At 53.5% G+C, this 24,326-nt stretch carries 23 protein-coding genes and 2 tRNA genes; 3 read left to right on the top strand and 22 right to left on the bottom strand.

All coding sequences use genetic code 11. The features are described from left to right. Positions 1 to 20 precede the first annotated feature (20 nt). From B5D39_RS09795 to B5D39_RS09810, 5 genes are all read right to left on the bottom strand, one after another. Positions 21 to 356 carry a hypothetical protein gene (locus B5D39_RS09795; RefSeq protein WP_078790290.1) on the bottom strand — a complete coding sequence of 112 codons (336 nt, stop codon included), beginning with the start codon at positions 354 to 356 and terminating at the stop codon, positions 21 to 23. Next, positions 353 to 1,696 carry a DnaB-like helicase C-terminal domain-containing protein gene (locus tag B5D39_RS09800; RefSeq protein ID WP_161947473.1) on the bottom strand — a complete coding sequence of 448 codons (1,344 nt, stop codon included), beginning with the start codon at positions 1,694 to 1,696 and terminating at the stop codon, positions 353 to 355. The genes B5D39_RS09795 and B5D39_RS09800 overlap by 4 nt, the downstream gene beginning before the upstream one ends. Further along, on the bottom strand, positions 1,693 to 2,445 hold the full coding sequence (locus tag B5D39_RS17015) for a hypothetical protein (protein WP_161947474.1): 753 nt from the start codon (positions 2,443 to 2,445) through the stop codon (positions 1,693 to 1,695). Before B5D39_RS17015 ends, B5D39_RS09800 begins: the two co-directional genes overlap by 4 nt. 135 nt (positions 2,446 to 2,580) lie before the next feature. Continuing rightward, positions 2,581 to 2,901 (bottom strand): hypothetical protein, encoded by a 321-nt coding sequence (locus tag B5D39_RS09805; RefSeq protein WP_078790292.1) that lies wholly within the window; start codon positions 2,899 to 2,901, stop codon positions 2,581 to 2,583. Continuing rightward, positions 2,898 to 3,098: a helix-turn-helix transcriptional regulator gene (locus B5D39_RS09810; RefSeq protein WP_078790293.1), complete on the bottom strand. Its 201-nt coding sequence runs from the start codon at positions 3,096 to 3,098 to the stop codon at positions 2,898 to 2,900. The genes B5D39_RS09805 and B5D39_RS09810 overlap by 4 nt, the downstream gene beginning before the upstream one ends. 247 nt (positions 3,099 to 3,345) lie before the next feature. Between B5D39_RS09810 and B5D39_RS09815 the strand changes: the two genes are divergently transcribed. Continuing rightward, positions 3,346 to 4,086: a hypothetical protein gene (locus B5D39_RS09815; RefSeq protein WP_078790294.1), complete on the top strand. Its 741-nt coding sequence runs from the start codon at positions 3,346 to 3,348 to the stop codon at positions 4,084 to 4,086. A gap of 288 nt (positions 4,087 to 4,374) precedes the next feature. On the opposite strand, the gene B5D39_RS09820 is transcribed toward B5D39_RS09815, so the two are convergent. The 17 genes from B5D39_RS09820 to mutS form a co-directional block, all read right to left on the bottom strand. Further along, positions 4,375 to 4,707 (bottom strand): type II toxin-antitoxin system HicB family antitoxin, encoded by a 333-nt coding sequence (locus tag B5D39_RS09820; RefSeq protein WP_078790295.1) that lies wholly within the window; start codon positions 4,705 to 4,707, stop codon positions 4,375 to 4,377. Then, a complete protein-coding gene (locus B5D39_RS17020; RefSeq protein WP_078790296.1) occupies positions 4,697 to 4,936 on the bottom strand; it encodes a toxin HicA in 240 nt (79 codons plus the stop codon). Before B5D39_RS17020 ends, B5D39_RS09820 begins: the two co-directional genes overlap by 11 nt. A gap of 41 nt (positions 4,937 to 4,977) precedes the next feature. Then, positions 4,978 to 5,532 carry a recombinase family protein gene (locus tag B5D39_RS09830; protein ID WP_078790297.1) on the bottom strand — a complete coding sequence of 185 codons (555 nt, stop codon included), beginning with the start codon at positions 5,530 to 5,532 and terminating at the stop codon, positions 4,978 to 4,980. Between the two features lie 289 nt (positions 5,533 to 5,821). Further along, positions 5,822 to 6,166 (bottom strand): helix-turn-helix domain-containing protein, encoded by a 345-nt coding sequence (locus B5D39_RS09835; protein ID WP_078790298.1) that lies wholly within the window; start codon positions 6,164 to 6,166, stop codon positions 5,822 to 5,824. Positions 6,167 to 6,460: 294 nt separating this feature from the next. Beyond that, the gene (locus tag B5D39_RS09845; protein WP_078790382.1) at positions 6,461 to 7,723 is read right to left on the bottom strand and encodes a tyrosine-type recombinase/integrase; all 1,263 of its coding nucleotides are present in this window, start codon (positions 7,721 to 7,723) and stop codon (positions 6,461 to 6,463) included. Positions 7,724 to 7,902: 179 nt separating this feature from the next. Beyond that, positions 7,903 to 7,979 (bottom strand) — tRNA-Met (locus tag B5D39_RS09850). 45 nt (positions 7,980 to 8,024) lie between these two features. Beyond that, a tRNA-Met gene (locus B5D39_RS09855) sits at positions 8,025 to 8,101 on the bottom strand. A gap of 57 nt (positions 8,102 to 8,158) precedes the next feature. Continuing rightward, the gene (locus B5D39_RS09860) at positions 8,159 to 8,896 is read right to left on the bottom strand and encodes an SPOR domain-containing protein (protein WP_161947475.1); all 738 of its coding nucleotides are present in this window, start codon (positions 8,894 to 8,896) and stop codon (positions 8,159 to 8,161) included. Positions 8,897 to 8,906: 10 nt separating this feature from the next. Then, on the bottom strand, positions 8,907 to 10,601 hold the full coding sequence (gene argS, locus B5D39_RS09865; RefSeq protein WP_078790301.1) for an arginine--tRNA ligase: 1,695 nt from the start codon (positions 10,599 to 10,601) through the stop codon (positions 8,907 to 8,909). A gap of 184 nt (positions 10,602 to 10,785) precedes the next feature. Continuing rightward, complete coding sequence (locus B5D39_RS09870; protein WP_078790302.1) at positions 10,786 to 11,085, bottom strand: FtsB family cell division protein; 300 nt, start codon at positions 11,083 to 11,085, stop codon at positions 10,786 to 10,788. A 1-nt stretch (position 11,086) separates the two neighbouring features. Continuing rightward, positions 11,087 to 12,025: a UDP-glucuronic acid decarboxylase family protein gene (locus tag B5D39_RS09875; RefSeq protein WP_078790303.1), complete on the bottom strand. Its 939-nt coding sequence runs from the start codon at positions 12,023 to 12,025 to the stop codon at positions 11,087 to 11,089. A gap of 69 nt (positions 12,026 to 12,094) precedes the next feature. Continuing rightward, the gene (locus tag B5D39_RS09880) at positions 12,095 to 12,502 is read right to left on the bottom strand and encodes a GxxExxY protein (protein ID WP_078790304.1); all 408 of its coding nucleotides are present in this window, start codon (positions 12,500 to 12,502) and stop codon (positions 12,095 to 12,097) included. A gap of 118 nt (positions 12,503 to 12,620) precedes the next feature. Then, positions 12,621 to 13,976 (bottom strand): UDP-glucose dehydrogenase family protein, encoded by a 1,356-nt coding sequence (locus tag B5D39_RS09885; RefSeq protein WP_078790305.1) that lies wholly within the window; start codon positions 13,974 to 13,976, stop codon positions 12,621 to 12,623. A gap of 18 nt (positions 13,977 to 13,994) precedes the next feature. Then, on the bottom strand, positions 13,995 to 14,837 hold the full coding sequence (rsmI, locus tag B5D39_RS09890) for a 16S rRNA (cytidine(1402)-2'-O)-methyltransferase (RefSeq protein WP_078790306.1): 843 nt from the start codon (positions 14,835 to 14,837) through the stop codon (positions 13,995 to 13,997). Beyond that, complete coding sequence (locus B5D39_RS09895; RefSeq protein ID WP_078790307.1) at positions 14,834 to 16,024, bottom strand: ATP-binding protein; 1,191 nt, start codon at positions 16,022 to 16,024, stop codon at positions 14,834 to 14,836. Before B5D39_RS09895 ends, rsmI begins: the two co-directional genes overlap by 4 nt. Before the next feature lie 99 nt (positions 16,025 to 16,123). Beyond that, positions 16,124 to 17,389 carry an N-acetylmuramoyl-L-alanine amidase gene (locus tag B5D39_RS09900; protein WP_078790308.1) on the bottom strand — a complete coding sequence of 422 codons (1,266 nt, stop codon included), beginning with the start codon at positions 17,387 to 17,389 and terminating at the stop codon, positions 16,124 to 16,126. Continuing rightward, complete coding sequence (gene mutS / locus B5D39_RS09905) at positions 17,386 to 19,998, bottom strand: DNA mismatch repair protein MutS (protein ID WP_078790309.1); 2,613 nt, start codon at positions 19,996 to 19,998, stop codon at positions 17,386 to 17,388. The genes B5D39_RS09900 and mutS overlap by 4 nt, the downstream gene beginning before the upstream one ends. Positions 19,999 to 20,094: 96 nt before the next feature. On the opposite strand from mutS, the gene B5D39_RS09910 reads away from it, so the two are divergent. Together B5D39_RS09910 and B5D39_RS09915 are read left to right on the top strand one after the other, a co-directional pair. Beyond that, entirely contained in the window at positions 20,095 to 21,210 is a 1,116-nt protein-coding gene (locus tag B5D39_RS09910; protein WP_078790310.1) for an efflux RND transporter periplasmic adaptor subunit, read from the top strand. Continuing rightward, the gene (locus tag B5D39_RS09915) at positions 21,207 to 24,293 is read left to right on the top strand and encodes an efflux RND transporter permease subunit (RefSeq protein WP_078790311.1); all 3,087 of its coding nucleotides are present in this window, start codon (positions 21,207 to 21,209) and stop codon (positions 24,291 to 24,293) included. The genes B5D39_RS09910 and B5D39_RS09915 overlap by 4 nt, the downstream gene beginning before the upstream one ends. Positions 24,294 to 24,326: the final 33 nt, after the last annotated feature.

Raw genomic sequence — 24,326 nt, forward strand, 5'->3', positions numbered from 1 at the left:
GGTTCCGGCTCTGCCGGTGGTTATTGCTGCTTGGTTGATATTTTCCAGGCGGTTACCGCCTGATCAAAAACAGTGCGGGCTTTGGCTACATCACCGGCAAGGAATCCTTGCATAAAGCTACGCCATGTATTGGGTTGATGCTGTACCAGCCAATCCCAACAGCCGCCCCGTGGGTCTTTTTGGGATAGTTCCTGACAGAGCTTGCGGTACATGGTCGCGTCCGGCACGGTTTCGGCATATCCGGCCTTGATGATGCGTAATTCTTTTTCAACCGGCAGGCTTAGTGTTTCCCCTGGGCCAAAGTGCTGAATGACGTTGTCTATCTTCACGCTGCAGGCTCGGATAATCTTGATCATGGCGCGTCCTCTTCGGCGTCCAGGTCAACGTAATCGGCGACATTGCCGGTAGCGTTGCTGGGTGGGACAATGCGGTCCTCTGACTCGATCCAGTACCCCAGCTCTCGGATGCGCTGGTTGGCCCGGTTAAATCGCACAGCGATATCAACCTTCGCGGCTCCTTGCCGGTTTTTGTCTACGGTGAGGATGTCTTGTGATTTTTCGTTTTGCCAAAGGATCAGGAGGGCGGCGGACTTCTGGGCAATACGGAAACAACCGGCCAGCTCGGTTTTGGTTGGCCGACCCCGTAAATTACCACTGCGGTTAAGCTGGGCCAGCAACACCAGATGAATGTCCAGCATCCGGGCGGCATCCAGCAGCATCTGGGTCCAGCGTGCCAAACGTTGCTCCTCGCTTTCGTTGCGCGGGGCGCTGGGTTCGGCTGCGATTTCGCCGATGTAGTCCAGCACCACGTACCGGATACCGTGCTGCAGAGCGTAGCGGGTCATGGTGCCCACCACTTCGTGGATGTTGCGGGGGCGGTTATCAGTGAGGTAGAGGGGGGCATTTTTAAGAGCCTCGGAAACTCTGCCGGTGATGTCAGCAGCATAACGGCCCGATTCGATGTCTTTGATATCTTTGCCGGTGATGATTCCGGCCAAACGATCAAGGTTCTCGTCGGCGTTATTTTCGGTGGAGATCAACAGCGTGGGTATGCCCTGGGCGGCTACCAGATAGGTCAGATTAAGCCCCAGGGTGGACTTGCCCACGCCGGTCCCTGCGGCTACTGTGGTCAGGCAACCGGGCCGCTGCCCCCGCAGCGTCAAGTCCAGGGCTGTGTAATTGGTGCGTGTACCCCGGATTATGCCCGGTTCTTTTTGGCGCTCCGCCTGCAGCTCTGCCGCACGTGCTGCCAGCTCTGGAGCACCGTAGACCCGCTTGGCGGACCCTTCCAGGTTGATGCTCACGGCTGGACCGATCAGTTCTCCGGGCAGCTCGTCAGGCGTCATATCCGGCAGGCGGGCCGCGATCCCCTGCAGTTGCTTCAGCAAGCTGCGTTTTTGCGCCAGCTCCACCAGCCGTTGAGCGGTCTGTCGCCGTGCCCCAAGGATTGCATCGCCAGTCAGCTCCACCAACATGTCGGGCTTTACCCCGGCTGCCTTGGCCAAGGCGGCAAAGCTGGGTTCAGCCTTGGCCCGGTACTGCTCAACTATTGCCGCGTAGATTGCGCCATACTCCGGCGCGTAAAAGTGGCCTGGCTGCAGTAAATCGTGAACGTTAGTCAACGAGTCCGGTGCTATCAGCAGACCGCCAATAATTTCCCGCTCTGAAAATTTATCGATCAAACTATGCGGAATCATGCGATTAGTCCCGCCTTGCGCAGGTATTCGACGCTGGCTCCTCCGGCGTCGGCGGTGCCAGTTGCGGGGAGTGTGGGGGCTGTTGGGTGCTCGTCCTCCCACCGCCGCCCATTGAGCCATGATGCGGGCAGGGGTATGTATTGCCCGTTGTTCTTTTGCCATTCCGATTGCTGCTTCTGCCATTCGAGTTCGGCCAGCATTTGGGTGAGAAGCTCTGGGGAGGGATTGAGTTTTGTAAATGCCTTCTCTGCAGCTGATTTGTTTTTGTGCTTTGGGTAGGCGGCATAAAATTGCACAAAAGAATCTCTCTTTGTTTCTTTATTAAATAGGTGTTCCGTCACTGACTCGCTACTGACTCGCTTATGACTCGTGTCTCCCAGCAAAGCACCGTCAACACTCGTTTTGCCTGTCTCGTCACTGACTCGCGTTTGACTCGCTTCTGACTCGCTGATATTTGTTGACATTTTGTCTCGTTGTTGACTCGTGTCTCCCCGCAAACCACCACCAGAACAGGCTTTGCTTGTCTCGTCACTGACTTGTTGTAAATTTATGCTGTTTTCAGGATCGCTCATGAATCGCAAAACCTTTGCAGGGGACCATGCCCAAATTTTGGAATACTCTCGAGCTGACCGTTCAACACCATTCATGCGGTCAGAAGCCAGTACCAGCGCGGCATCAACCTTTGAGTGCAAGGTTCCTGGCTTGAGATGTTGCAGCAGTGTTAGATTGATAGGTGCCCAGCGCGCCATTGATGCTCCAAGATTTAAAGTGTTAGCATTGATTAGCGTTCAGGCGGCTGGTCAGGCTGTTTCGTAAACGCTAGGATTTGTTACGATTTGTTAAGGTTTTTGAATTACCTAATTTTTCCTAACTATTTTATTCGTTTACATGGCTTCAAATCCGTATTTTTCAATGCACATCGCCAGCAGCAGCGTCCCTATGTCCATCCACTTTTTTGCAAGGTTGTAATCACCAGCATCTTCAAAAACTTGGCCTTTATTGTAGGCGGATTCGATTAGATTTTTGAGGCTGTCCGGTGCTTTCCCGCCAATGGTGGGTTGGTGGTCTGATTGGAGCAAATCGCACCACCAATTGAACGCCCCGATGTCCGTTGGCGGTCCATCATCCCCGCGCGGACCTGGTGGCTCCAGTGCCTGCAGCTCCTCAATCTGCCGGATGATCTCTGCAAGGCGTTCGTTGCTCATTGCAAAACCCCTTTCTCAATCAATTCGATAAGTTCGTCAGACTTAAAACGAGTCATGCGGGCCGAGAAACGCACCCTTGTTAGGTGGCCAGCCTTGACCAGATTCCACGCCTTCGCCTTGCCGCAGCATAGGGCTAATTGCACGTCTTTAATCGTCAGCAGCCTGCCTGGTTGAATCTGCGGTGTAGTAGTTTGCATATATCCCCCTGAGCTAAAGTTAGATAATGTATCTATTTGTCTGACTAATATCACAAATTTCCGAAGTCTGTAAACGTCTATTTTGTATTTTTTTGCACTTTGTGGTTTCTGATTTAATACATAATATATTATTTCGTCCCTGTGGTGTTGTAATATAGAAAACATTGTGTTTTAATTGTGATATCATCTGTCCGCAATTATTGCGGACAGATGATAATTTCGGATGATCTTTCGGATGGGGTGAAATGTGGCAACTGAGGAATCATCAAACCCAAAGTTAATTCGCCTGCGAGAGGCACTTGTAGCTGCTGGGGTTAAGCGAGGGGAACGCAATAAAACTGTTGCTACTACCACTGATTATGCGGAAGGGTCAGTCAGGCAGCTTTTGTCTGGTAGTACTCCGTTAACAGACAGGTTTGTTAAGGCTGTTTGCTATAGGTTAGGTATTAGTTTGAAGTGGATTAACGATGGTGAAGAGCCGATGCTTGCCCGGCCTGGAGAGCAGCCGTATCCAGGCGGTGGGTATGGTGAGCAAACTCCTAAAGTGGAAGCACCCCCTGTGCTAGAAAGCGAACCAAAGGCGGTTGCACAAATAGGTGTTCCAGAGAGGCTTGCGTATTCCGTAGCTGGCATACCTTACCCAAAGATTGCGGGGGTAACAGGAACGGAGACGTTGGGAGAAGCTGAATATACAGCGTTGCTTAATGATATCCGTGATAAAATTAAGCTTTATATGACATGTGTAGACACGGGCGGTGTATTGGGGTGGGCAGCTTATATAAATTTTCTCAATATGATTATGCTCCCGCCACACGAGATGATAGATTTAGCATATCAGTTTCGGAAACTTTATGATGGTGATTCAGATCAGCTTGCCACTGCCGCTGCAGATGAAAAGCTTGAAAAGTCTAGTATTAAGCCAGGTGCAACACGCATAAAGCTCGAACGCATACCGGTTGAACCGGATGAAGCAAAACAGGAGAAATAAGGAGAATCAATAGCCGCCTTTACTTCTCCCGGAAAAACAAGACAAAAGAAGACGCATAGAGCAAGCTTGCGCCCTGGAAAAAACCGGACATTTCAGGACGCATTGCGCCTTGTGAAAAAGAAGAATTTTCAAGAAGTATTTCAAGAAAAAGGGCAGCCGTTATCGGTTGCCCTTTGGTGTTTTCAGGTGTGGCGAAATAAGGCGAAGAGTACGGGGGGATTCAGCAGGTGCCGTTGCCAGAAATCAGCGACATTTTGCGACGCTTCTACTTTTACCTGGTGCAGATGATCAGGCAGCAGCCAGACGTGAAAGCACTAGTTGGTTGATGGATACCCCTTGTTCTGCTGAAAGCATGGCAAGCTGACGATGGACACCAGGCGGCACCCTTAAGGTGATGTTCCCTTTGTACTGTCTGGCTCCCAGAGGTTCAGGAACAATGCCTTTTTCCTCTTCAATCCATTTGATGGATTCAGCAACTACCAGTTCAATTTCCTTCAGGGCCTTCTCTGGTGTCTTGCCGTGGGTGATAAGTGAAGGAAACTCAAGACAGCGGGCAAGGTGCGCCTGATCTTCTTCAGACCATTCAATCCGGTAGGTGTATTTTTTTACATCATACTTCATGGCTCTTCTCCAGTTTCTCAATCGCTTTGCGTACCTGTATTACCTGATACGGCTTTGCCATCTTACCATCCCTTTGCAGATTTACGCGGGGATCTCCGGGCCACGGTGTTTTGAATATATGGTGACTGCCAACAATCCTTGGTTCACCAAAGTGCTGTCGGCATACCTTCAGCAGATCATTGAAAGCAACACTGCTGGGTGTATCAAAGTTGATTGAACTTTTTCCCATGTTTGAATGATAGCGTATGTGCTATCGCCTCCGCAAGTGGTTTATTGTTTTGCTGCCTTGGCTATCCGGTAGACGCTGGCAATACCTATCTTCAGTTCATCAGCTACCGCCTGTTTGGTCTTGCCCTGGGCCAGCAGTTCAAGCACTTGCTCAGACAATGCCCGTGCGGTTGCCTTGCGGCCTTTGTAGCGCCCTTCGTCTTTGGCTATCCTGATCCCTTCTCGCTGCCGCTCCAACATCATTTCACGTTCAAACTGTCCGATAGCTGCCAGCATGGAAAGCATCAGCTTACCGGTGGGGGTGGAGGTGTCCAGGTTGATGTTCAAGACCTTGAAGGAGACCTTTCTGGCTTCCAGTGCTTCCACAATCTCCAACAGGTGTTTAGTGCTGCGGGCTATCCTGTCCAGCTTGCAGATGATTACGGTGTCACCTTCGCGGAGGTGTTCAAGCATTGCTGCCAACTGTGGGCGGTCCTGCTTTACGCCTGATGCTTTTTCTTTGAATATCTTGTCTACGCCTGCCCCGTTTAGTTGCTCAAGCTGTGCGGTCAGTTCCTGGCCTTCTGTGCTTACCCGTGCATAGCCGATGTTAGCCATGGTGGTTCCTCCCTGTCTGTTGCTATCATCAAGTTAAAGACTATGGGATAAACCTATCAATAGGGTTAAGTACTGTCAAGGTTTTAATTTTTTCACCGGTTTTGCTTCTTGTAAGTTGTTGATTTTACATAAGCGCAACCTATCACGTTTTTGCTATCAATAGATCTTGGTCTATTGATATGGTGATAGGGTGTCATGGATAGGTTTGTGGGAGGTGGGGCATAAGACAAAGGCGACTGCATAAACTGTAGTCGCCTTTGGTGTGAAGTGGTGTTGATTCTATGATGAGCTATAGCAGTCGCCTGTAGTCGCAGTGCAACGCCTCAGCAAGTCGCTTGGCACTGACAACGCCAATAATGCGCTTGCCGTTCTCCATTTCGCTGATGTGCCGCTGGGGAATGCCGGTTACTTCGGCAAGCCGTGTCTGGGTCATGGCCTCCCGGTGCCGAAATCCTGAAAGGGTTGTACCTGCCACATTGTTTGCAAATTCGGGGAACGCTTCGCGCCAGGGAATGCTGTCATCAGCTTCCTGCAAGCCGATCTTGGCAGCAAATGCCCGCAGCTCTTGAACCTTGTTAGTCGATCCAATAAAGCGAACTGAATCAGTATGGTGCTTTTTCGTGCGTTCCAGCATACGTAACCTCCACCAGCTTAATCTTCCCGTCCTTTACTTCCCAGACTGCTACATAGGTTGGATTACCCTTCTTGAGGTGGCAATGATGTCTGGTGTCGGAAAGTTTCCCGTAGTTCGGCCAGTCTCCACGGACGGGGCCACCGGCTTCAATATCTCCGATCAACGCATACAGGATCTGGGATAATGTTTTCGGTAGTTTGTTTTTTTGCTTTTCTGCTGTGCGTGACAACCTGACTGTCCAGCTCATAAAATATACCTTTCAAAAGTATAAATCAAGTCCTTGTGTTAATCCACTTACCCCGCCTGTCTAAGTGGTATCACCTTCGCCCCAGCCTTCAATCCATCCAGGTAATCAGCCCATTGCTGCATCATCTGCCGACGATCCTTAAGAAAAGAGGTTCGATTGTAGGCCCTGCCGTTTGCATCCCTTACGGCGTGGGCCAGCTGATGTTCTATGATGTCGGGGCGGAACCCCAGCACTTCATCAAGGATAGTTCGGGCGGTTGCCCTGAAGCCGTGGCCGGTCATTTCGCTTCCGGTGTACCCAAGTCGGCGCAGGGCTGCAGTAATTGCGTTTTCACTCATTGGTCGCAACGGTGTGCGGTGGCAGGGGAAAACATATTTGCTGTGACCAGTCAGGGGGTGAAGCTCTTTAAGAATCTGAACGCTTTGGGAGGATAGGGGGACAAGGTGAAACTGCCCCTTGCGGTCTTGCTTGGTCTGGTTCTTCAACTTCATTCTTTCAACGGGGATGTTCCATTCAGCAGCATCAAGGTCAAGCTCTGCCCACTCCATGCCTCGCAGTTCCCCTGGGCGGCAAAAGAGGGCAGGGGAAAGCTGTAAGGCGCACTTGACTACAAAACTTCCCTGAAAGCTATCTATGGCCCGTAACAGGGGGGCAACTTCTTTCGGGTCTGTTAGTGCCCCGAAGTGCTTTGCTCTTGCTGGGGGTAATGCTCCTCTTAAGTCTGCTGTGCAGTCACGATCAGCCCGCCTGCCGTGTGCAATGGCATAGCGTAACACTTGGCTGATGATCGTCTTTACCCGGTGGGCTGTTTCCAGTATCCCCCTTGATTCAATCCGTTTCAGAACCTTTAGCACGTCCGGGGCCTTAATCTCTTCAATCGGCATTGACCCGATATAGGGAAACAGCTCCCGTTCCATTCGGCTTAAGAGTTTGGTGGCATGGCCTGGAGTCCATTGGTCTTGAAAGGCTCCGTACCACTCCCTTGCTATTACTTCAAAGCTGTTGGCAGCCCTGTCTTCACCAGCCTGCTTTTGTGCCTTCTTTGCATTTGCCGGATCAGTGCCGTTTGCAACGAGCTTTCGCGCTTCTTCTTTCCGTCTCCTTGCATCTGCCAAGGATATTTCAGGATAAGAACCAAATGCAATTCGGCGTTCTTTGCCTTCAAAGCGGTATTTCATTCGCCAGAGTTTTCCGCCTGTTGTTGTAACGAGTAGATAGAGTCCGCCACCGTCAAACAGATTGTAGTCTTTGTCTTTGGGTTTGGCCTTGGAGACTTGAATATCGGAGAGGGGTACAATCCTTTTAGGCATGGCGCTTTCCTCCGTTTTGGGGATACCCAATTTGCTTTGGGGATATTTTACCGAAAATATATCCCCAAAAAACGTAGATTCAAGCATACCAATATAGACTGGTGTGGACAACATAAAAGAAAAAGCCCTTGAAAACTCAAGGGCTTTTGGTCTTGTCTGGACTGTCCCAGACTCTCTAATGGTGGCTGCTCAGGGACTCGAACCCCGGACCTCACACGTATGAAGCGTATGCTCTAGCCAGCTGAGCTAAGCAGCCATTTGAAAACGCCCCTTCGGTAGACCAAAGAGGCGGTTGTTAATTTGGTTGCGGGGACAGGATTTGAACCTGTGACCTTCGGGTTATGAGCCCGACGAGCTACCAGACTGCTCCACCCCGCGACGTGAGGAATTGAACTTATAGCAGTAATCGCAAGGCGAAGTCAATATAAAAGTTTCTTATTCCTGATCAGGCAGCACTTTTGCTCCGCTACCTACCCGGCCGGCAATCTCGGAAGCGGCCTCTTTATCAAGATGGCGGCCGATACGGACGCGGTACCAAGTGCCTTTATCGTTAAGATTTGTTTCTGAGATAGAGGCGCTGTAGCCCTTTGCGGCAAGCTTGGCCTTGGTGTTTTCAGCCTCTTTTACGTTGGCAAAGGCAGCAACCTGCACCAGAAAGCCGGAGTTTCCAGCTTTTGTGTCTGATGGTTTGGTTGCGGCTGCAGGCGTTTGAGGCGGTTGTGGGGCAGGCGAAGCTGCCGGTTTCGGCTTCTCATTTATGCCGCTGCCAAGCACGGTCTGCTTCTGACCCTTGGGAAGACTTTCAAAGAAAGAGAGCGGCACCTGTCCCGTGGGGGCTGCCTGTTGCGCAGGCTTGCCAGCGGAGGGGATTGCGGCAGGTGGTGTTGCGGCGGCTTGTGGTGGTTGCGGTGCTGGTTGATCAGGTTGTTTTTTTGTGTCTTTCGGGTTTGATTCAAGGCTCTGCTGCTCCATCGCAGCTCTGAAGGCCTTTTTCGCAGCCTTCTGTGAAAAAAACCAGCCGGTACCAAAACCGGTGAAAAAAATAAAGCCGGCAAGAACACACATAAAGATCAGGTTGGAAGAGGATGAGCTGTCAGTCTTGCGTGGACTGCTGCTGATACTTGAGCTGCTGGAACCAGAGGATTGGCGTGGCTCGCTATAGTCGATCCGCATGGCTGGTCTCCTACATCTTTTCCGGTGCTGAGACACCCAGCAGGGACAATGCATTCTGAATCACCTGTCTGGTGCGGGCCAACAGGTACAGGCGTGCAATGCTCAGGGTGGTGTCTTCAGTAACTACCTTGCTCTTATTGTAATAGCTGTGGAACTGGCCAGCCAGTTCTGTCAGATAATAGACAATCTTGTGCGGTTCAAACTCCTGGGCGGCATCATCAATGGTTTCCGGCAGACTTTCAAGCCATTTGATCAGACGCAGTTCTTCAGGGGTTTCAAGCAGTGCAAGTATATCTGAAGCTGGTGTCTGATGGGGCAGAATAATACCCTTTTCAGCTGCGTTCTCAAAGATGCTACAGATACGAGCATGGGCATACTGGATGTAATAGACCGGGTTGTCCAGTGATTGCTGCTTGGCCAGATCAATGTCAAAAACCAGTTGGGAATCCGGCTTGCGCATGACAAAGAAGAAGCGTGTCGCATCACGCCCCACCTCATCAATCAGATCCCGCAGGGTGACATAGCTGCCTGCCCGTTTTGAAATCTTAACCTCTTCGCCACCCCGCATGACTGTAACCATCTGGTGCAGGACATATTCCGGCCAGCCTTTGGGGATGCCTGCATCCAGAGCCTGCAGTCCAGCCCGTACCCGGGTGATGGTGCTATGGTGGTCAGCTCCCTGCTCGTTAACAACCCGCAGAAAACCACGCTGCCATTTGTCCAGGTGGTAGGCCACATCAGGCACAAAGTAGGTGTAGCCGCCGTCGGTTTTGCGCATGACCCGGTCTTTGTCGTCGCCAAAGTCGGTGGTACGCAGCCAGAGCGCCCCTTCCTGCTCGTAGGTATGGCCATTGGCAATCATTTTCTGTACTGCAGCTTCAACCTTACCGTCAGCGTAGAGGCTTGATTCAAGGAAATAGCGATCAAAGCAGACATCAAAGGCCTGCAGATCCTGATCCTGCTCCCGCCGCAGGGATGCAACTGCAAAACGTCTGATGGCATCCAGATCATCAGGATCACCACTGGCAGTAACCTGTTGATCGCCCGCAGAGACGGTTTCTTTAGCTAGATAGGCGGTGGCAACTTCCTTGATGTAGTCACCCTGGTAGCCATCTGCCGGCCAGCGTGGATCGTCGGTTTCGATCCCAAGGCAGCGGGCCTGAACAGACAGGGCCAGGTTGCTGATCTGGGCTCCGGCATCATTGTAGTAGAATTCGCGGGTTACCTGCCAGCCGGTTGCGGATAACAGGCGACAGAGCACATCGCCGATGGCAGCGCCGCGACCGTGGCCGATATGGAGTGGACCGGTGGGGTTGGCGCTGACAAACTCAACCTGTGCCTTACGTCCGGCTCCGCTGTCAGTACTGCCGTAGCCTGGACCAGCCTGCGCAATCAGGGGTAGACACTGCTGCCAGGCAGACGGTGCAATAAAGAAGTTGATGAACCCCGGCCCGGCTATTTCTGCCCGATGAATCAGTCCATCAGCATCCTGGAGGTGCAGCAGTACCGTTTCAGCTACCTGGCGGGGTGACTTGCGTTCCGGTTTTGCCAGCTGCATGGCTATATTGCAGGCAAAGTCACCGTGGGCTTCCTGGGCCGGGGTGCCGATAACAACATCAGGAAAGTTTTCAGAACAGAGGGTGCCTGCAGTGCGGGCCGCTATCAGGGCCTGGGATACCAGTTCAGCAAGTTTCTGACGGATCATTGTTGAGGAGCTTCCTTGGAAGAATCGTTGGTCGTGGATGGGGCTGCATCATCCTGGTCTTTTATGGTGATATCCCTGGAAAAATCAGGGCAACGGGCACCGCTATCCGAGACGGAAAAACGTTTTGCACAGGTTGCACGCCAGGCACAGATAACACAATTTTGTCGCTGCATAGGTTTGGGCCTCACTTGCTCCCGGAAGGTGGAAACTGATAGATAACTTCATTGGGGCGAACCAGCCCCAGCTCTTTGCGGGCAATCCGCTCTAGTTGGTGTCGGTCGCTGTGTAGTGCCTCTATTGACAGGCGCAGCTTCTGGTTTTCTACACGCAGATCAGCAACAGTGCGCTCAATACGCTGTTTTTCTTGTCTCATCTCGTAAATCCGTAACAGACCGCGTTCACCAAATACCGTAAAAAACAGGATAAAGGAGAGGCAGGCTGCCGGGATCAGCCAGGTGCGGCGTGTTATACGGATTCCGGTCATATCATCCCCTGTTACAACGTGCGGCAAAGTAATCAGCCGTGGTCTTCAACCCTGTTTCCAGGTCTACGACAGGTTGCCAGCCAAGTTTTTCCTGCGCCAGGGTGATATCAGGTCTGCGTTGTTTTGGATCATCCTGGGGCAGTGGTTTGTTAATAATCTTTGATTTTGAGCCGGTTATTGTAATGATTTTTTCAGCAAATTCAAGGATGCTGTTTTCAACCGGGTTGCCCAGGTTGACCGGCCCGATAAAGCCCTGCTCATTTTCCATCATCTTGATCATGCCGTCGATCAGGTCACTGACATAGCAGAAGGAGCGGGTCTGCCTGCCTTCACCAAAGACCGTAATGTCTTCGTTTTTGAGTGCCTGCAGCATGAAGTTGGACACCACCCGGCCATCATTTTCTGCCATGCGGGGGCCGTAGGTATTAAAGATGCGGATGATACGGATATCGACCTTGTTCTGGCGATGGTAGTCCATCATCAGGGTTTCAGCCACCCGCTTGCCTTCATCATAGCAGCTGCGAATACCGATCGGGTTGACGTTGCCCCAGTAGTCTTCTCTCTGGGGGTGTACCTGGGGATCACCGTAGACTTCTGAGGTGGATGCCTGCAGGATGCGGGCCTTGACCCGTTTTGCCATGCCCAGCATGTTGATCATCCCCATCACGCTGGTTTTGACGGTCTTGACCGGGTTGTACTGGTAGTGGACCGGTGAGGCAGGGCAGGCCAGATTGTAGATCCGGTCTACCTCCAGCAGGATCGGTTCGACGATGTCGTGGCGGATCAGCTCAAAGCGGTGATTGTCCATCAGATGGATGATGTTATCTTTACTGCCGGTGAAGAGGTTATCCAGGCAGATGACGTCGTTACCTTCGTTAAGCAGTCGTTCACAAAGGTGACTTCCTAAAAAACCTGCGCCGCCGGTGACTAGAATACGCATTATAAAAATCTCCTGATAAACAGGGATACAAGGGATGGAAGGGATACAAACTGTTTGTGCGATAACCCTTCAAGTTAAAAACAAATCCCTTTTATCCTCGCTATTCCTGTTAAATTTGTTGTCAAACCGTCTGTATTCAAGCCGTGGCATACCAAAGTTGATCAATAGTCCAACTGGCAATCCTGATGCCTTTAGGTAATTCAAGAGTTGGGCCTGGTGTTCTGGTAGCAGGTTTTTTACTGCTTTTAACTCCAGTATTACAGTTTGGTTTACAATAATGTCTGCATAAAAGCTACCAACTGGCTCATTGCGAAATGTAACTGACAACTGAAACTGCTTTTGGGCTTCAAGTCCCTTGGCTTTCAAAGCAATCAGTAACGCTTTTTCGTAGACTGATTCTACAAAGCCAGCTCCAAGCTCATTACTAACTTCAAAGCAGGCTGCAAGGATTTTATCGGTAAGTTCCTGTAGTTTCATAACTTAGCAAGGAAACAGTGATTCAGTTGGATACAAGGGATTGAAAAAGCTTGTCTTGGTTTGTTGTCAATCCCTTTAATCCCCTTCATCCCTGTACTTTTAGTTTTTTCATCCTTGTTCAGTTCGCTTCACTGATGCCGTTGCCAGCCCGTCCAAGTGGAATATAACGGATGCCGGTTTCTTTCATTCGGTTCGGCTTGTAGAGGTTGCGTCCGTCAACAATCAGCGGTTGCTTCAGAGCAGCCTTGATCCGGTCAAAGTCAGGGTTGCGGTATTCATGCCAGTCGGTAATGACAGTCAGGGCATCGGCGTTGTCCAGTATCTCGTACTGGTTGGTGCTGTATTCGATCCTATCACCGAAATGTTTTTTGGCTTCGGCCAAGGCCTCGGGGTCATGGGCACGGACGGTTGCACCGGCAGCCAGCAGGCGCTCAATGATGGTCAGTGATGGTGCCTCACGCATATCGTCGGTGCGTGGTTTGAAGGAGAGGCCCCAGCAGGCAACAATCTTGCCGGTAAGCGGTTGTTCCTCGTCTGCAGAGCCCAGTGTCTTGATCAGTTTGTTGGCCAGGACTTCTTTCTGCAGTTCGTTAACCTCTTCCACCGCTTTTAGCAGCAGGAAGTCGTAGTTGCTTTCCTCAGCGGTGCGGATCAGTGCTTTGACATCTTTAGGGAAGCAGGAGCCACCGTAGCCAGGGCCGGGAAAGAGGAAGTCATAACCGATACGGGAGTCAGAGCCGATTCCTTCACGAACAGCAGCAACATCAGCACCCATCCGTTCACAGAGACCGGCAATCTGGTTCATGAAGGAGATCCGGGTGGCCAGCATGGCGTTGGCAGCGTATTTGGTCATTTCAGCAGAACGGATATCCATGATGATCATCCGGCTTTGCTTGCGCATGAACGGGTCGTACAGCTCTTTCATGATCTCGGCAGTGCGGACGTTGTCGGTACCTACCACCACCCGGTCAGGCTTCATGAAGTCGTCAATGGCAGCCCCTTCTTTGAGGAATTCCGGGTTGGAGACTACATCAAATTCCAGGTGGGAACTGCGTTTTTCCAGTTCTTCCTGTACCGCCAGCCGGACCTTGTCGGCAGTGCCAACCGGTACGGTGGATTTATCAACAATGATCTTGAAGCCGTTCATATGCTGGCCAATGGTGCGGCCAACAGCCAGAACATACTGCAGATCAGCGGAGCCGTCCTCACCAGGAGGGGTGCCAACGGCTATAAACTGGATCAGGGATTGTTCTACTGCTTCAACCATGTCAGTGGTAAAGGAAAGACGGCCTTCAGACTGGTTGCGCAGGATCAGTTCCTTCAGGCCAGGTTCGTAGATCGGGATAATCCCGTTTTTCAGTCCTTCGATCTTTTTCTGATCTATATCAACGGCAATGACGGTGTTGCCGCTTTCTGCAAAACAGGCTGCAGCTACCAGACCAACATAACCAGCGCCAAATACGGATATCTTCATCAAACAACTCCTTGCATGTTATTGTTCTTCTCTGCCCCGCAAAAGCAACGCCTGGGCATACAGTTCCCGGCGCGGTAAGCCGGTTGCGGCAGCCACCAGGGCCGCTGCTTCTTTGACGGTATGTCCCTTGGCCAGGGTGGCAGCCAGCTGTTCTTCTGTTGACAAGCCTTCCTGAACCACGCTGTTTTCATCTGCCGGTGCTATCAGGATAACAACTTCGCCCCGCTCGCGGCCATCCTGTACCAGCTCACGGACCTGAACAGTGTTGCCCAGCAGCAGTTCTTCGTAAATTTTGGTCAGCTCCCGTGCTACTACTACCTGCCGCTCACCCAGTATGGTGTTGATATCAGCCAGGGTAGCTGCCAGACGATGTGGTGCTTCATAGAGCACCACCGTTCCATGGGCAGTTGCCAGCGAGGCCAGGAAGGAACGACGCTTACCTTCTTTATTCGGCGGAAATCCGGCAAAAGTGAAGGAATTTGTAGGTAGTCCGGCGGCTGAAAGTGCGGTTATTGCGGCACAAGGACCCGGTATCGGCACTACTTTTATCCCCTCTGCCAGAGCATCCCGAACCAACTGGTAGCCAGGATCAGAAATGCAGGGGGTTCCGGCATCAGAAATAAGCGCCACCTGTTTGCCTTCACGCAGGGTCGTAATAATTCGCTCACCTTTCAATGCCTGATTGTGATCGTAATAAGAGGTCAGGGCTGTGGTAATGCCAAAATGGGAGAGTAGTTTGCGTGAGTGCCGGGTGTCTTCGGCAGCGATCAAATCCACTTCCTGGAGAATACGGACAGCCCGGAAGGTGATATCCTCCAGATTACCGATCGGTGTAGCCACAATGTAGAGGGTTCCACTCATGCAATATTCTCATTGAGCCAGCCAGCAAACTCCTGCCAGGGGATCGCGTTAATGCCATAGGGCATTGCCTGCCGTTGCGGGACGCGGCAGACCAGTAGGCCAGGTTCGCAGAGATCCGTGCCGGCAAGGGTGCGAAAACGTTTTAGGCTGTCCAGGTGGTTGGCGGTAGGCGTGGTGGTAAGTTTGATCTCAATGGGGACAAGTTTGTCCTTAGACTGCAGAATCAGGTCAACTTCAAGCCCATCATGGGAGCGCCAGTACCAGAGCGCTGGTTTGCGCCCCGCATTGGTATATGCCTTGACCGCCTCAATCACGACAAGTCCTTCAAATAACGCCCCACCCATGGCGCCTGACAGGGCTGCTTCTCCGCTCGGCTGGCGGGTGAGGTAGGTCACAATCGCCGGATCAAGCAGGTACAACTTGGGGGATTTGGTCAAACGCTTTCCCAGGTTGTTGAAATAGGGTGGCAGAAGATAGAGCAGATAGGATGCTTCCAGAACACCGATCCAGGACTTGGCTGTCGGCAGGGTGATGCCAATCTCCCGTCCAAATTCGGCGCTGTTAAATTCCTGGCTGTGGCGGGCACAGGCAAGGGCAACAAACTGCTCAAATGCGCGCAGGTCCTTGATGTTTTGCAGCTGTCGTACGTCCCGTTCGATATAGGTTTGAAGATAGGCCCGCAACCAAAGATCACGCTTTCCCGGGGCAAGTGCTGGCTCTGGATAACAGCCGTTCCAGCACAATGATTCCAGGTTGTTATGGATTTGATGCGTCTGTAATTCATGCAGGCTGAACGGCAGTTGGTCAAGGATGGCTATCCGTCCGGCCAGTGATTCACCGATGTCCTTCATCAGGTGAAATTGCTGGGAACCGGTTAATAACCAGCGTCCGTTACGGTGACGATCCCGGTCGATCCGCAGTTTAAGAGAAGGTAACAGGTCTGGCAGGTATTGGATTTCGTCAAGGATTACCGGCTGGTCATTAAAGCGGTCGAGAAAACCGTTTGGATCGTTTTGGGCAAAGGATCGTTCCACCGGATCGTCAAAGCTGACGTAGGCGCAGGCTTCTCCGGTTTCGTGCTGCAACAGGGTTGTCTTCCCGGCTTGGCGAGGACCGGTGACCAGTACAGCAGGGAACTGCTGCATTGCGGTTTTAAGTATGGTGTTGAGCTGACGTTGCAGGTACATGCTGACAGATATAAAGTTTAATTTTACATCTGTCAATAAATAGGAATGATAGTGAGTTATCGTTGTTTTGTAAGTGGCTTAATGAATGTTATACAAGTCTTATTTCAGTGCATTGATATAGGCTCTGATTCCGTCAAGAATACCATCTGCAGTCAGGTCATGAAAGGACGGGTCTTTAAGATGAGCCTCTTCAGTGTTGTTGCTCAGGAATCCGACCTCAGTCAGGATACTGGGCATGCTGGCTCCTACCAGAACGTAGAAAGGTCCCTGTTTGACCCCCAGGTTTTTTGTGTCAGGGTACTTGGCTTTCGCGGTTTTATAGATCGCCTTCTGGATCTCTTCTGCCAGGTGGGCCGAGTCGTTCAGCTTGTAATTTGCCATCAGGTCAAACAGGATCGCCTGCAGGGTGCTGACCTTTTCCAGGCTGGTGCCGTTTTCCTTGGCTGCCAGCTGGGCAACTTTTTCTGTTTTGGCCAGGTTCAGGTAGTAGGTCTCAATGCCGGCAGCATTACGGTTGGGGGCGGCATTAGCATGAATTGAGACAAACAGGTCGGCGTTGACCTTGTTGGCAATGGCGGTCCGTTCTTCCAGTGGGATAAAGACATCGGTGGAGCGGGTCATCACGACATCCAGCCCCAACTCTTCCTTCAGTTTCTCCCGCAGTTTCAGTCCTATGGACAGCACTACATCCTTTTCCTGCAGACCGCTGTGTCCCACAGCACCGGGATCATGGCCGCCATGGCCTGGGTCTACTACAATTCGGCGGATCTTTGAGATAGCCGACGGTTTCTTTGCTGTTTTGGGAGGGCGATCAGTTTTGGGTGTGGGAGTGGGGGCGCTAGGTGGTTCCTGTACGCGGTTAGTCAGGCTGCTTTCAAGTTGGCTGATTTCGGTGCGCCGTTCTCCGCGCACATCAATGATCAACCGGGCCGGGTCAGAGAGGGGGAAAATTTTGTAGTCGCGGATGTTGTCGGTATCCAGCACTACCCGCACCACACCCGGCTTGTATAGCCCTGCCCGCACACCTTTGAGCAGTCCGTCACCAATGGTAATGTCCCGTATACTGCTGCCCAGTCGGACATTGTGCAGGTCAATAACAATCCGTCCCGGTTTGCCGTTGCGCCCGGCAGTCTTGTCAAGCTCTCGACTTTCCCAGGTAACATCCCGCTCAAGGGCAATGGCAATCCTGGTGTAGTCAGGGTTTGACCAATGTTTCAGCTCAAGCACCTGGGCTTGAGGGGCTATTCTGTTTTCAGAAGTGGATTGTTTTCTGGCTGTTCTGGCGGCATGGACAGGAGGGGTGAACACAGCGAGAGTAAACAGTGCCAGCAGCAGGTATATAATCGATCTTAGTCTGATCATCATGCCATTTTCTTCAATTCATCAAGCAGATTCAATGCTTCCAACGGTGTCATAACAGAAATATTCAGTTTTTTCAACCGTTCCCGCAGCAGGTCCCCCTGCTGTTCAAACAGGGTAAACTGGGCAGTCTCTTTTCTGGGTGGGGCGATGCTGCTCTTGGAGAGGCGGGGTGAGCCCTGTTCAAACTCCCCTTCTTCCAGTGTTTTGAGCACTTCTTTAGCCCGTTCTATGACGTCGCGGGGCATGCCTGCCAGGCGGGCCACCTGAATGCCGTAGGAGTGTGAGGCAGCACCGGGGATGATGGTGCGCAGGAAGATGACCTGATCGTTCCATTCTTTCACCGCCACGGTCAGGTTGGTGATCCGCTCCCGGGCGGCAGCCAGATCAGCCAGTTCATGGTAGTGGGTGGCAAACAGGGTGCGGGGGCGGCAGACCTGATCATCGTGCAGAAATTCCGCCACGGCCCAGGCAATGGAGAGACCGTCAAAGGTGGAGGTTCCGCGGCCGATCTCATCCAGCACCACCAGGCTGCGGTTAGAGGCTGTGCGCAGGATATGGGCGGTTTCCATCATCTCCACCATGAAAGTAGATTGTCCCTTGGCCAGGTTGTCACCAGCCCCGACCCGGGTGAAGATCCGGTCGGCGATGCCGATGGTTGCAGCGGTGGCCGGGACAAATGAACCAGCCTGGGCCATCAGGGCGATCAGCGCCACCTGACGCATGTAGGTTGATTTACCGGCCATGTTGGGGCCGGTGATCATCAGGATCTGGTTGGCCTCGCCATCCAGCCGGGTGTCGTTAGGGACAAACCGCTCCCCCAGGTTCATCGCCTCCACCACCGGGTGACGGCCTTCAATGATCTCCAGGCAGTCGCTCTCATCCACAGTCGGCTTGCAGTAGCTGCGCTCCACCGCCACCGTGGCCAGGCTTGACAGTACATCCAGACTGGCGACTGCCGCAGCAGTACGGCTGATCCGGGCTCCGGCAGCAGCCACGGTTTCCCGCACCTGCTGGAACAGGGTGTATTCCAGTTCACAGATCCGGTCTTCAGCCCCCAGTACTTTTTCCTCGTAGTTCTTCAGCTCTTCCGTAATGTAGCGCTCGCCGGTGGCAACGGTCTGGCGACGGATATAGTTGTCCGGGACATTGGCCAGATGGCTCTTGGTCACCTCAATGTAGTAGCCAAAGACCCGGTTATAGCGGATCTTGAGTGACGATATACCGGTCCGCTCCCGCTCCTGCGCCTCCAGCCTGGCGATGTAGCCTTTGCCTTCCCGGCTGATGGAGCGCAGCTCATCCAGCTCAGGGTTATAGCCATCAGCGATGATTCCCCCTTCACGCAGCGAAAACGGTGGAGTGGGAGAGATGGCGCTGTTAATCAGCTCTTGCAGATCAAGAAGTGGATCAAGCTGTTCCAGTAACCGGCAGAGCAGGGCTGATTCCACGCCAACCAGCGCATCCCGCAGCAGCGGTATCCGCTCCAGCGAATCATGCAGGGCGCGCAGGTCACGACCGCCCGCTCCGGCCATGCTGATCCTGGCATTCAGCCGTTCCAGATCATGCATCCCTTTCAGGCTGGCCACCAGTTGATCCCGCAGCAGCCCCTGTTCAACCAGTTCCTCAACCGCAGACAGGCGCTGGCGGATTGGATCAACCTGCACCAGCGGGTAGGAAAGCCACTGCTTGAGGGTTCGGGCCCCCATGGCAGTGGCGGTGCGATCCAGACAACCCAGCAGGGAACCTGCCTTCTTGTTGTCGGTCATGGTGGCGGTCAGTTCAAGGTTGCGGCGGGTGGCCGGATCAAGGGCCAGAAAATCATTTTTGCGGATAATGCTGATATCCCGCAGGTGGGGCAGGCTTGCGTGACGGTTTTCCTGTAGGTAGTACAGTACCATCCCAACCGCCAACAGGGCCAGCGGCAGGCTGTCTAGACCAAAGACATCCGGTGAGGCGATGCCGAAACGGTTGCAGATCAGGCCGGAGCAATAATCCTTATCCAGCACCCAGTCTGCCACGCTGGAGCGGGTCCGTTCGCCATGCAGCAGCCCCAGTTCTTCCGGCAGTTCCTTGCGCATCCCTTCTGCCAGCAGCAGTTCCCGTGGCCCGATTGCAGCCAGCATGGCAGCAGCGCCGGTCAGGCTGTCTTCTTCAGATGCCTTGAATTCGCCGGTGGAGAGATCCAGCCAGGCGCAGCCCCAGCGTCCTTCCTGCTGGCAGAGCGCCAACAGATAGCTGTTCTCATCCGGGATCAGGCTTTCGCTCTCGGTCACCAGTGCCGGGGTCACCACCCGCACCACATCCCGCTTAACGATCCCCTTGGCCTGCTTGGGATCTTCCACCTGTTCACAGATCGCCACCCGGTGGCCTGCCTCAACCAACCGGGCAATATAGGGCTGGGCCGAGTGGAACGGCACTCCGCAAAACGGGATCTCGTCAGCGCTGTTTTTGTTGCGGGAGGTAAGGGTAATATCCAGGATGCGGGCTGCAATCAGGGCATCATCCAGAAACATCTCATAGAAATCACCCATCCTGAAGAACAGGATGCTCTCGGGATAGCGGGCCTTGATCTCAAGATATTGCTTCATCATGGGTGTTTGAAGGGCTGAACTCATAGCGCTGTTTTGTAGCACATCGGCAGTTGCCATTGCAAGGAAGCGGGGCAGGGTGTATAGGGAATTAATTCAGATTTTGACAAGAAAGAAGCCTCAATGAAACGTATCGCACTGCTCCTGTTCTGCTTTGCATTGCTGCTGTTTAATCTGGCCTGCAGTCCAGTCAAAGAGAAACCCAAAGCGAAACCGGCAATTCCGGTTAAGACCGCCCAGGCAGTGCAAAAAAACGTGCCGGTTCAGATCAAGGGGATCGGCACGATTGAGGCATTCAGCACGGTGGCGATCAAGGCTCAGGTAACCGGGCAGATCAGCAGGATACAGGTTGCTGAGGGGAGTGATGTCAGGGAAGGGCAACTGTTGGTCAGTATTGATCCTGAGCCGTTTCTTGCTACGCTCAGACAGGCTGAGGCAACCCTGGCCAAGTCCCAGGCTCAGGCAAGGTTTGCGACAGATCAGGCCAGACGTTATGATGGTTTGGTCAAAGAAGGGATTGTTACCCATGACCAGTACGATCAGTTGCGGGCCAATGCCGAATCCCTGTCTGCAGCGGTTGCCGCAGACCGTGCAGCGGTTGCCAATGCCAAGATCCAGCTGGGCTACTGCTCTATCCGTTCACCCATCTCTGGCCGCACCGGCACAATAGCCCTGCATGCCGGTAACCTGGTCAAGGCCAATGATCTGACCATTCTGACGGTTAATCAGATCAGCCCGATTAATGTCACCTTTAACCTGCCGGAGAAGCGACTGGCAGAGTTGAAACAGGCCATGGCAGGCGGGCAACTGAAGGTGGAGGCGATGATCCCCCAGAATCCGGGAGCTGCCGAAACCGGTTCCATCAGCTTTCTGGATAACGCGGTTAATCCGGCCACCGGCACCATCAAGCTGAAAGGGCTGTTTGCCAACAAGGCACGCAAGCTCTGGCCGGGCCAGTTTGCAGATCTGGTGCTTACCCTGGCCAGCCGCCAGAACGCGGTGGTGGTGCCGGCCTCGGCGGTCCAGAACGGTCAGCAGGGGGAGTATGTCTATGTCGTGACCAAGGATCAAAAGGCTGAGCTGCGCCAGGTGGTGACTGCTCCGGCCACTGAGGGTGAGACCGTGATAGAAAAAGGGGTGGCCAGCGGTGAGACCGTGGTGATTGACGGCCAGCTGCGTCTGACCCCCGGTGCAGTAGTTACCTCAGAGATTCCCCAGGTTGGCGGGAAGCAGAAGTGAATTTCGCTGATCCCTTTATCCGGCGCCCGATCATGACCTCGCTGGTCATGATTGCTATCCTGCTCTTTGGTCTGGTCTCCTACAATCAACTGCCGGTCAATGACCTGCCCAACGTGGATTTCCCCACCATCCAGATCAATGCCAGCCTGTCCGGCGCCAACCCGGATACCATGGCCTCGGCCGTGGCCACCCCCCTTGAAAATCAGCTCTCCACCATCGCCGGGGTCGATTCCATGACCTCCACCAGCGGTGTCGGTCAGACCCGGATCACCATCCAGTTCGGTCTGGATCGTGATATTGATGCTGCTGCCCAGGATGTGCAGGCAGCCATCTCCCAGGCGGTCCGCTTCCTGCCCAAAAACATGACCACGCCTCCCTGGTTCCGCAAGGTCAACCCGGCTGATCAGCCGGTGCTGTATCTGGCCCTCAGCTCACCAACCCTGCCGCTCTCCCGTATTGACGAGTACGCCCAGACCATGATCGCCCGCCGGGTCTCCACCATCAATGGTGTGGCCCAGGTCAATGTGTTTGGTGCCCAGAAGTATGCCGTGCGGGCCCTGCTTGATCCAAAACAGCTGGCCTCCCGCCAGATCGGTATTGATGAGGTGGCTTCTGCCATCAGCGCTGGCAACGTCAAACTACCCACCGGCACCCTGGATGGCACCCATCAGGCCTATACCATTGAGACCGATGCCCAGCTGATGCAGGCTGCGGCCTACCGTAAACTGGTGGTGGCCTACCGCGACGGGTCACCGGTCTATCTGGAGGAGCTGGGGCGGGTGACCGACAGTGTGGAAAACAACAAGGCCGCTGCCTGGTATAACAAGAACCGGGGCATCATCCTGGCGGTCTATCGTCAGCCCGGTACCAACACCATTCAGGTGGTGGACAGCGTCAAAAAGCTGCTGCCCCAGTTTCGTGCCCAGATCCCCGGCGCCGTGGGGATTGATCTGCTGTATGACCGATCCCTCACCATCCGGGAATCAATGCATGATGTGAAGTTTACCCTGGTGCTGACAATCGGGCTGGTGATCATGGTGATCTTCCTGTTCCTGCGCAACCTGCGGGCAACACTGATCCCCTCTCTAGCCCTGCCGCTTTCCATTGTCGCTACTTTCAGCGTGATGCAGATGTTCGGTTTCTCCCTCAACAACCTCTCCATGATGGCCCTGACCCTGGCGGTGGGCTATGTGGTGGATGATGCGATTGTAATGCTGGAGAACATTGTCCGCCATATGGAGCAGGGGGAGGATGCCCGTGAGGCGGCCTTCAAAGGATCAAAGGAGATCGGCTTTACCATCATCTCCATGACGGTCTCGCTGGTGGCGGTCTTTCTGCCGGTGCTGTTCATGGGCGGGATTCTGGGGCGTCTGCTGCATGAGTTTGCCATCACCATCAGCGCGGCCATTCTGGTTTCCTGCTTTGTTTCCCTCAGTCTGACCCCGATGCTCTGCAGCCGGTTCCTGAAACCTCACGTCCAATCGCACGGTCGTTTCTATCTGGCCATGGAACGTTTTTTTGACGCTCTATTGCACGGGTACGAACGCTCACTGAAACTGGTGCTGCAGTATCGTCGCAGTACCATGGTGGTGACACTGCTGATCACGCTGCTGACGGTCTGGCTGTTCAAAGTGGTGCCGATGGGGTTCCTGCCATCGGAGGATACGGGAAGGATCAACATTGATACCGAGACCGCCCAGGGCAGCTCCTTTGAAGAGATGAAGCAGCATCAGGAGGCGTTGGCCCGTATTCTGGCTGAAGATCCCAATGTTGACGGGTTTATGTCATCAGTCGGCGGTATCAGAAATATCAATAACGGTATGTTTTTTGTCCGGCTGAAACCCCGCAGCCAACGCAAGCTGACCGCTGATCAGGTGGTCCAGCAGTTGCGGCCCAAGCTGGCCAGGGTGCCCGGTATCCGTGCCTATCCCAAGAACGTCCCCTCAATCCAGATCGGCGGCATGAGTTCCAAAAGCCTGTACCAGTTTACCCTGCAGGGGCAGGATACTGCTGAACTGTATCGCACCGCTGCCGGCTTTGAAGCAAAACTGCGTGATCTGCCGGAACTGCAGGATGTGACCAGCGACCTGCAGATCAGCAACCCCCAGATCAAGGTCTCGATCAACCGCGACAAGGTGGCTGCCCTGGGCTTAACCATGCTGCAGGTGGAGGATGCCCTGTCCTATGCCTATGGTAGTCGGCAGGTCTCTACCATCCTGGCCCCTGCTGATCAGTATCAGGTGATCATGGAGCTTGACCCCCGCTGGCAGGGTGATCCATCAGCCCTGCAACTGCTCTATATCCGTTCTGCAGCCGGGCAGTTGGTGCCTTTGGAGACGATCTCCTCCCTCTCGAAAGAGCTGGGTCCTCTGGCGGTTAACCACTCCGGCCAGCTGCCGTCGGTGACGATCTCCTTTAACCTGCGTCCCGGCATGGCCCTGGGTGATGCGGTCAAGCTGATCGAGGCCAAGGCAGAAAAAGAACTGCCCCCCACGGTCAGCACCAGCTTCCAGGGCACGGCCCAGGCGTTCAAGGACTCCTTCCGTGGCTTCTGGCTGCTACTGGCGTTGGCCATCTTTGTGATCTACCTGGTGCTGGGGGTGCTGTACGAAAGTTATATCCACCCGATCACCATTCTGTCCGGTCTGCCTGCAGCCGGATTCGGTGCGTTGCTGACCCTGCTGCTGTTCAAGAGTGACCTGAACATCTACGGCTTTGTGGGGATCATCATGCTGATCGGCATTGTCAAAAAGAACGCCATCATGATGATCGACTTTGCCCTTGAGGCAGAGCGGAAGCAGGGCAAGACACCGCTTGAGGCGATCTACGAGGGGGCGATTGTCCGTTTTCGGCCGATCATGATGACCACCATGGCCGCCCTGATGGGAACCCTGCCGATCGCCCTGGGCTACGGCGCCGGTGGCGAATCACGGCAACCGTTGGGGCTGGCAGTGGTGGGCGGTCTGCTCACCTCCCAGCTCCTGACCCTCTACATCACGCCGGTGGTCTACTATTACATGGATAGGCTGCTGAAACGGGTGCGACAGGGCAGGACACCGGCTGGGCTTATTGAACAGAACTAACCAGAGGAGGAATAACTGATGAAGATTTTAATC

The sequence above is a fragment of the Trichlorobacter thiogenes genome (assembly GCF_900167465.1).
In the GTDB taxonomy this organism is placed as follows: domain Bacteria; phylum Desulfobacterota; class Desulfuromonadia; order Geobacterales; family Pseudopelobacteraceae; genus Trichlorobacter; species Trichlorobacter thiogenes.

What these genes read in the sequence shown, in the direction of transcription:
- argS (WP_078790301.1), bottom strand. Translation starts at nt 10,601, where the DNA reads ATGATCCGTCAGAAACTTGCTGAACTGGTATCCCAGGCCCTGATAGCG.
- B5D39_RS09870 (WP_078790302.1), bottom strand. Translation starts at nt 11,085, where the DNA reads ATGACCGGAATCCGTATAACACGCCGCACCTGGCTGATCCCGGCAGCC.
- B5D39_RS09810 (WP_078790293.1), bottom strand. Translation starts at nt 3,098, where the DNA reads ATGCAAACTACTACACCGCAGATTCAACCAGGCAGGCTGCTGACGATT.
- B5D39_RS17020 (WP_078790296.1), bottom strand. Translation starts at nt 4,936, where the DNA reads ATGGGAAAAAGTTCAATCAACTTTGATACACCCAGCAGTGTTGCTTTC.
- B5D39_RS09880 (WP_078790304.1), bottom strand. Translation starts at nt 12,502, where the DNA reads ATGAAACTACAGGAACTTACCGATAAAATCCTTGCAGCCTGCTTTGAA.
- B5D39_RS09875 (WP_078790303.1), bottom strand. Translation starts at nt 12,025, where the DNA reads ATGCGTATTCTAGTCACCGGCGGCGCAGGTTTTTTAGGAAGTCACCTT.
- B5D39_RS09800 (WP_161947473.1), bottom strand. Translation starts at nt 1,696, where the DNA reads ATGATTCCGCATAGTTTGATCGATAAATTTTCAGAGCGGGAAATTATT.
- B5D39_RS09885 (WP_078790305.1), bottom strand. Translation starts at nt 13,976, where the DNA reads ATGAAGATATCCGTATTTGGCGCTGGTTATGTTGGTCTGGTAGCTGCA.
- mutS (WP_078790309.1), bottom strand. Translation starts at nt 19,998, where the DNA reads ATGAGTTCAGCCCTTCAAACACCCATGATGAAGCAATATCTTGAGATC.
- B5D39_RS09820 (WP_078790295.1), bottom strand. Translation starts at nt 4,707, where the DNA reads ATGAAGTATGATGTAAAAAAATACACCTACCGGATTGAATGGTCTGAA.
- B5D39_RS09830 (WP_078790297.1), bottom strand. Translation starts at nt 5,532, where the DNA reads ATGGCTAACATCGGCTATGCACGGGTAAGCACAGAAGGCCAGGAACTG.
- B5D39_RS09835 (WP_078790298.1), bottom strand. Translation starts at nt 6,166, where the DNA reads ATGCTGGAACGCACGAAAAAGCACCATACTGATTCAGTTCGCTTTATT.
- B5D39_RS09805 (WP_078790292.1), bottom strand. Translation starts at nt 2,901, where the DNA reads ATGAGCAACGAACGCCTTGCAGAGATCATCCGGCAGATTGAGGAGCTG.
- B5D39_RS09795 (WP_078790290.1), bottom strand. Translation starts at nt 356, where the DNA reads ATGATCAAGATTATCCGAGCCTGCAGCGTGAAGATAGACAACGTCATT.
- rsmI (WP_078790306.1), bottom strand. Translation starts at nt 14,837, where the DNA reads ATGAGTGGAACCCTCTACATTGTGGCTACACCGATCGGTAATCTGGAG.
- B5D39_RS09845 (WP_078790382.1), bottom strand. Translation starts at nt 7,723, where the DNA reads ATGCCTAAAAGGATTGTACCCCTCTCCGATATTCAAGTCTCCAAGGCC.
- B5D39_RS09900 (WP_078790308.1), bottom strand. Translation starts at nt 17,389, where the DNA reads ATGATGATCAGACTAAGATCGATTATATACCTGCTGCTGGCACTGTTT.
- B5D39_RS09910 (WP_078790310.1), top strand. Translation starts at nt 20,095, where the DNA reads ATGAAACGTATCGCACTGCTCCTGTTCTGCTTTGCATTGCTGCTGTTT.
- B5D39_RS17015 (WP_161947474.1), bottom strand. Translation starts at nt 2,445, where the DNA reads ATGGCGCGCTGGGCACCTATCAATCTAACACTGCTGCAACATCTCAAG.
- B5D39_RS09860 (WP_161947475.1), bottom strand. Translation starts at nt 8,896, where the DNA reads ATGCGGATCGACTATAGCGAGCCACGCCAATCCTCTGGTTCCAGCAGC.
- B5D39_RS09895 (WP_078790307.1), bottom strand. Translation starts at nt 16,024, where the DNA reads ATGTACCTGCAACGTCAGCTCAACACCATACTTAAAACCGCAATGCAG.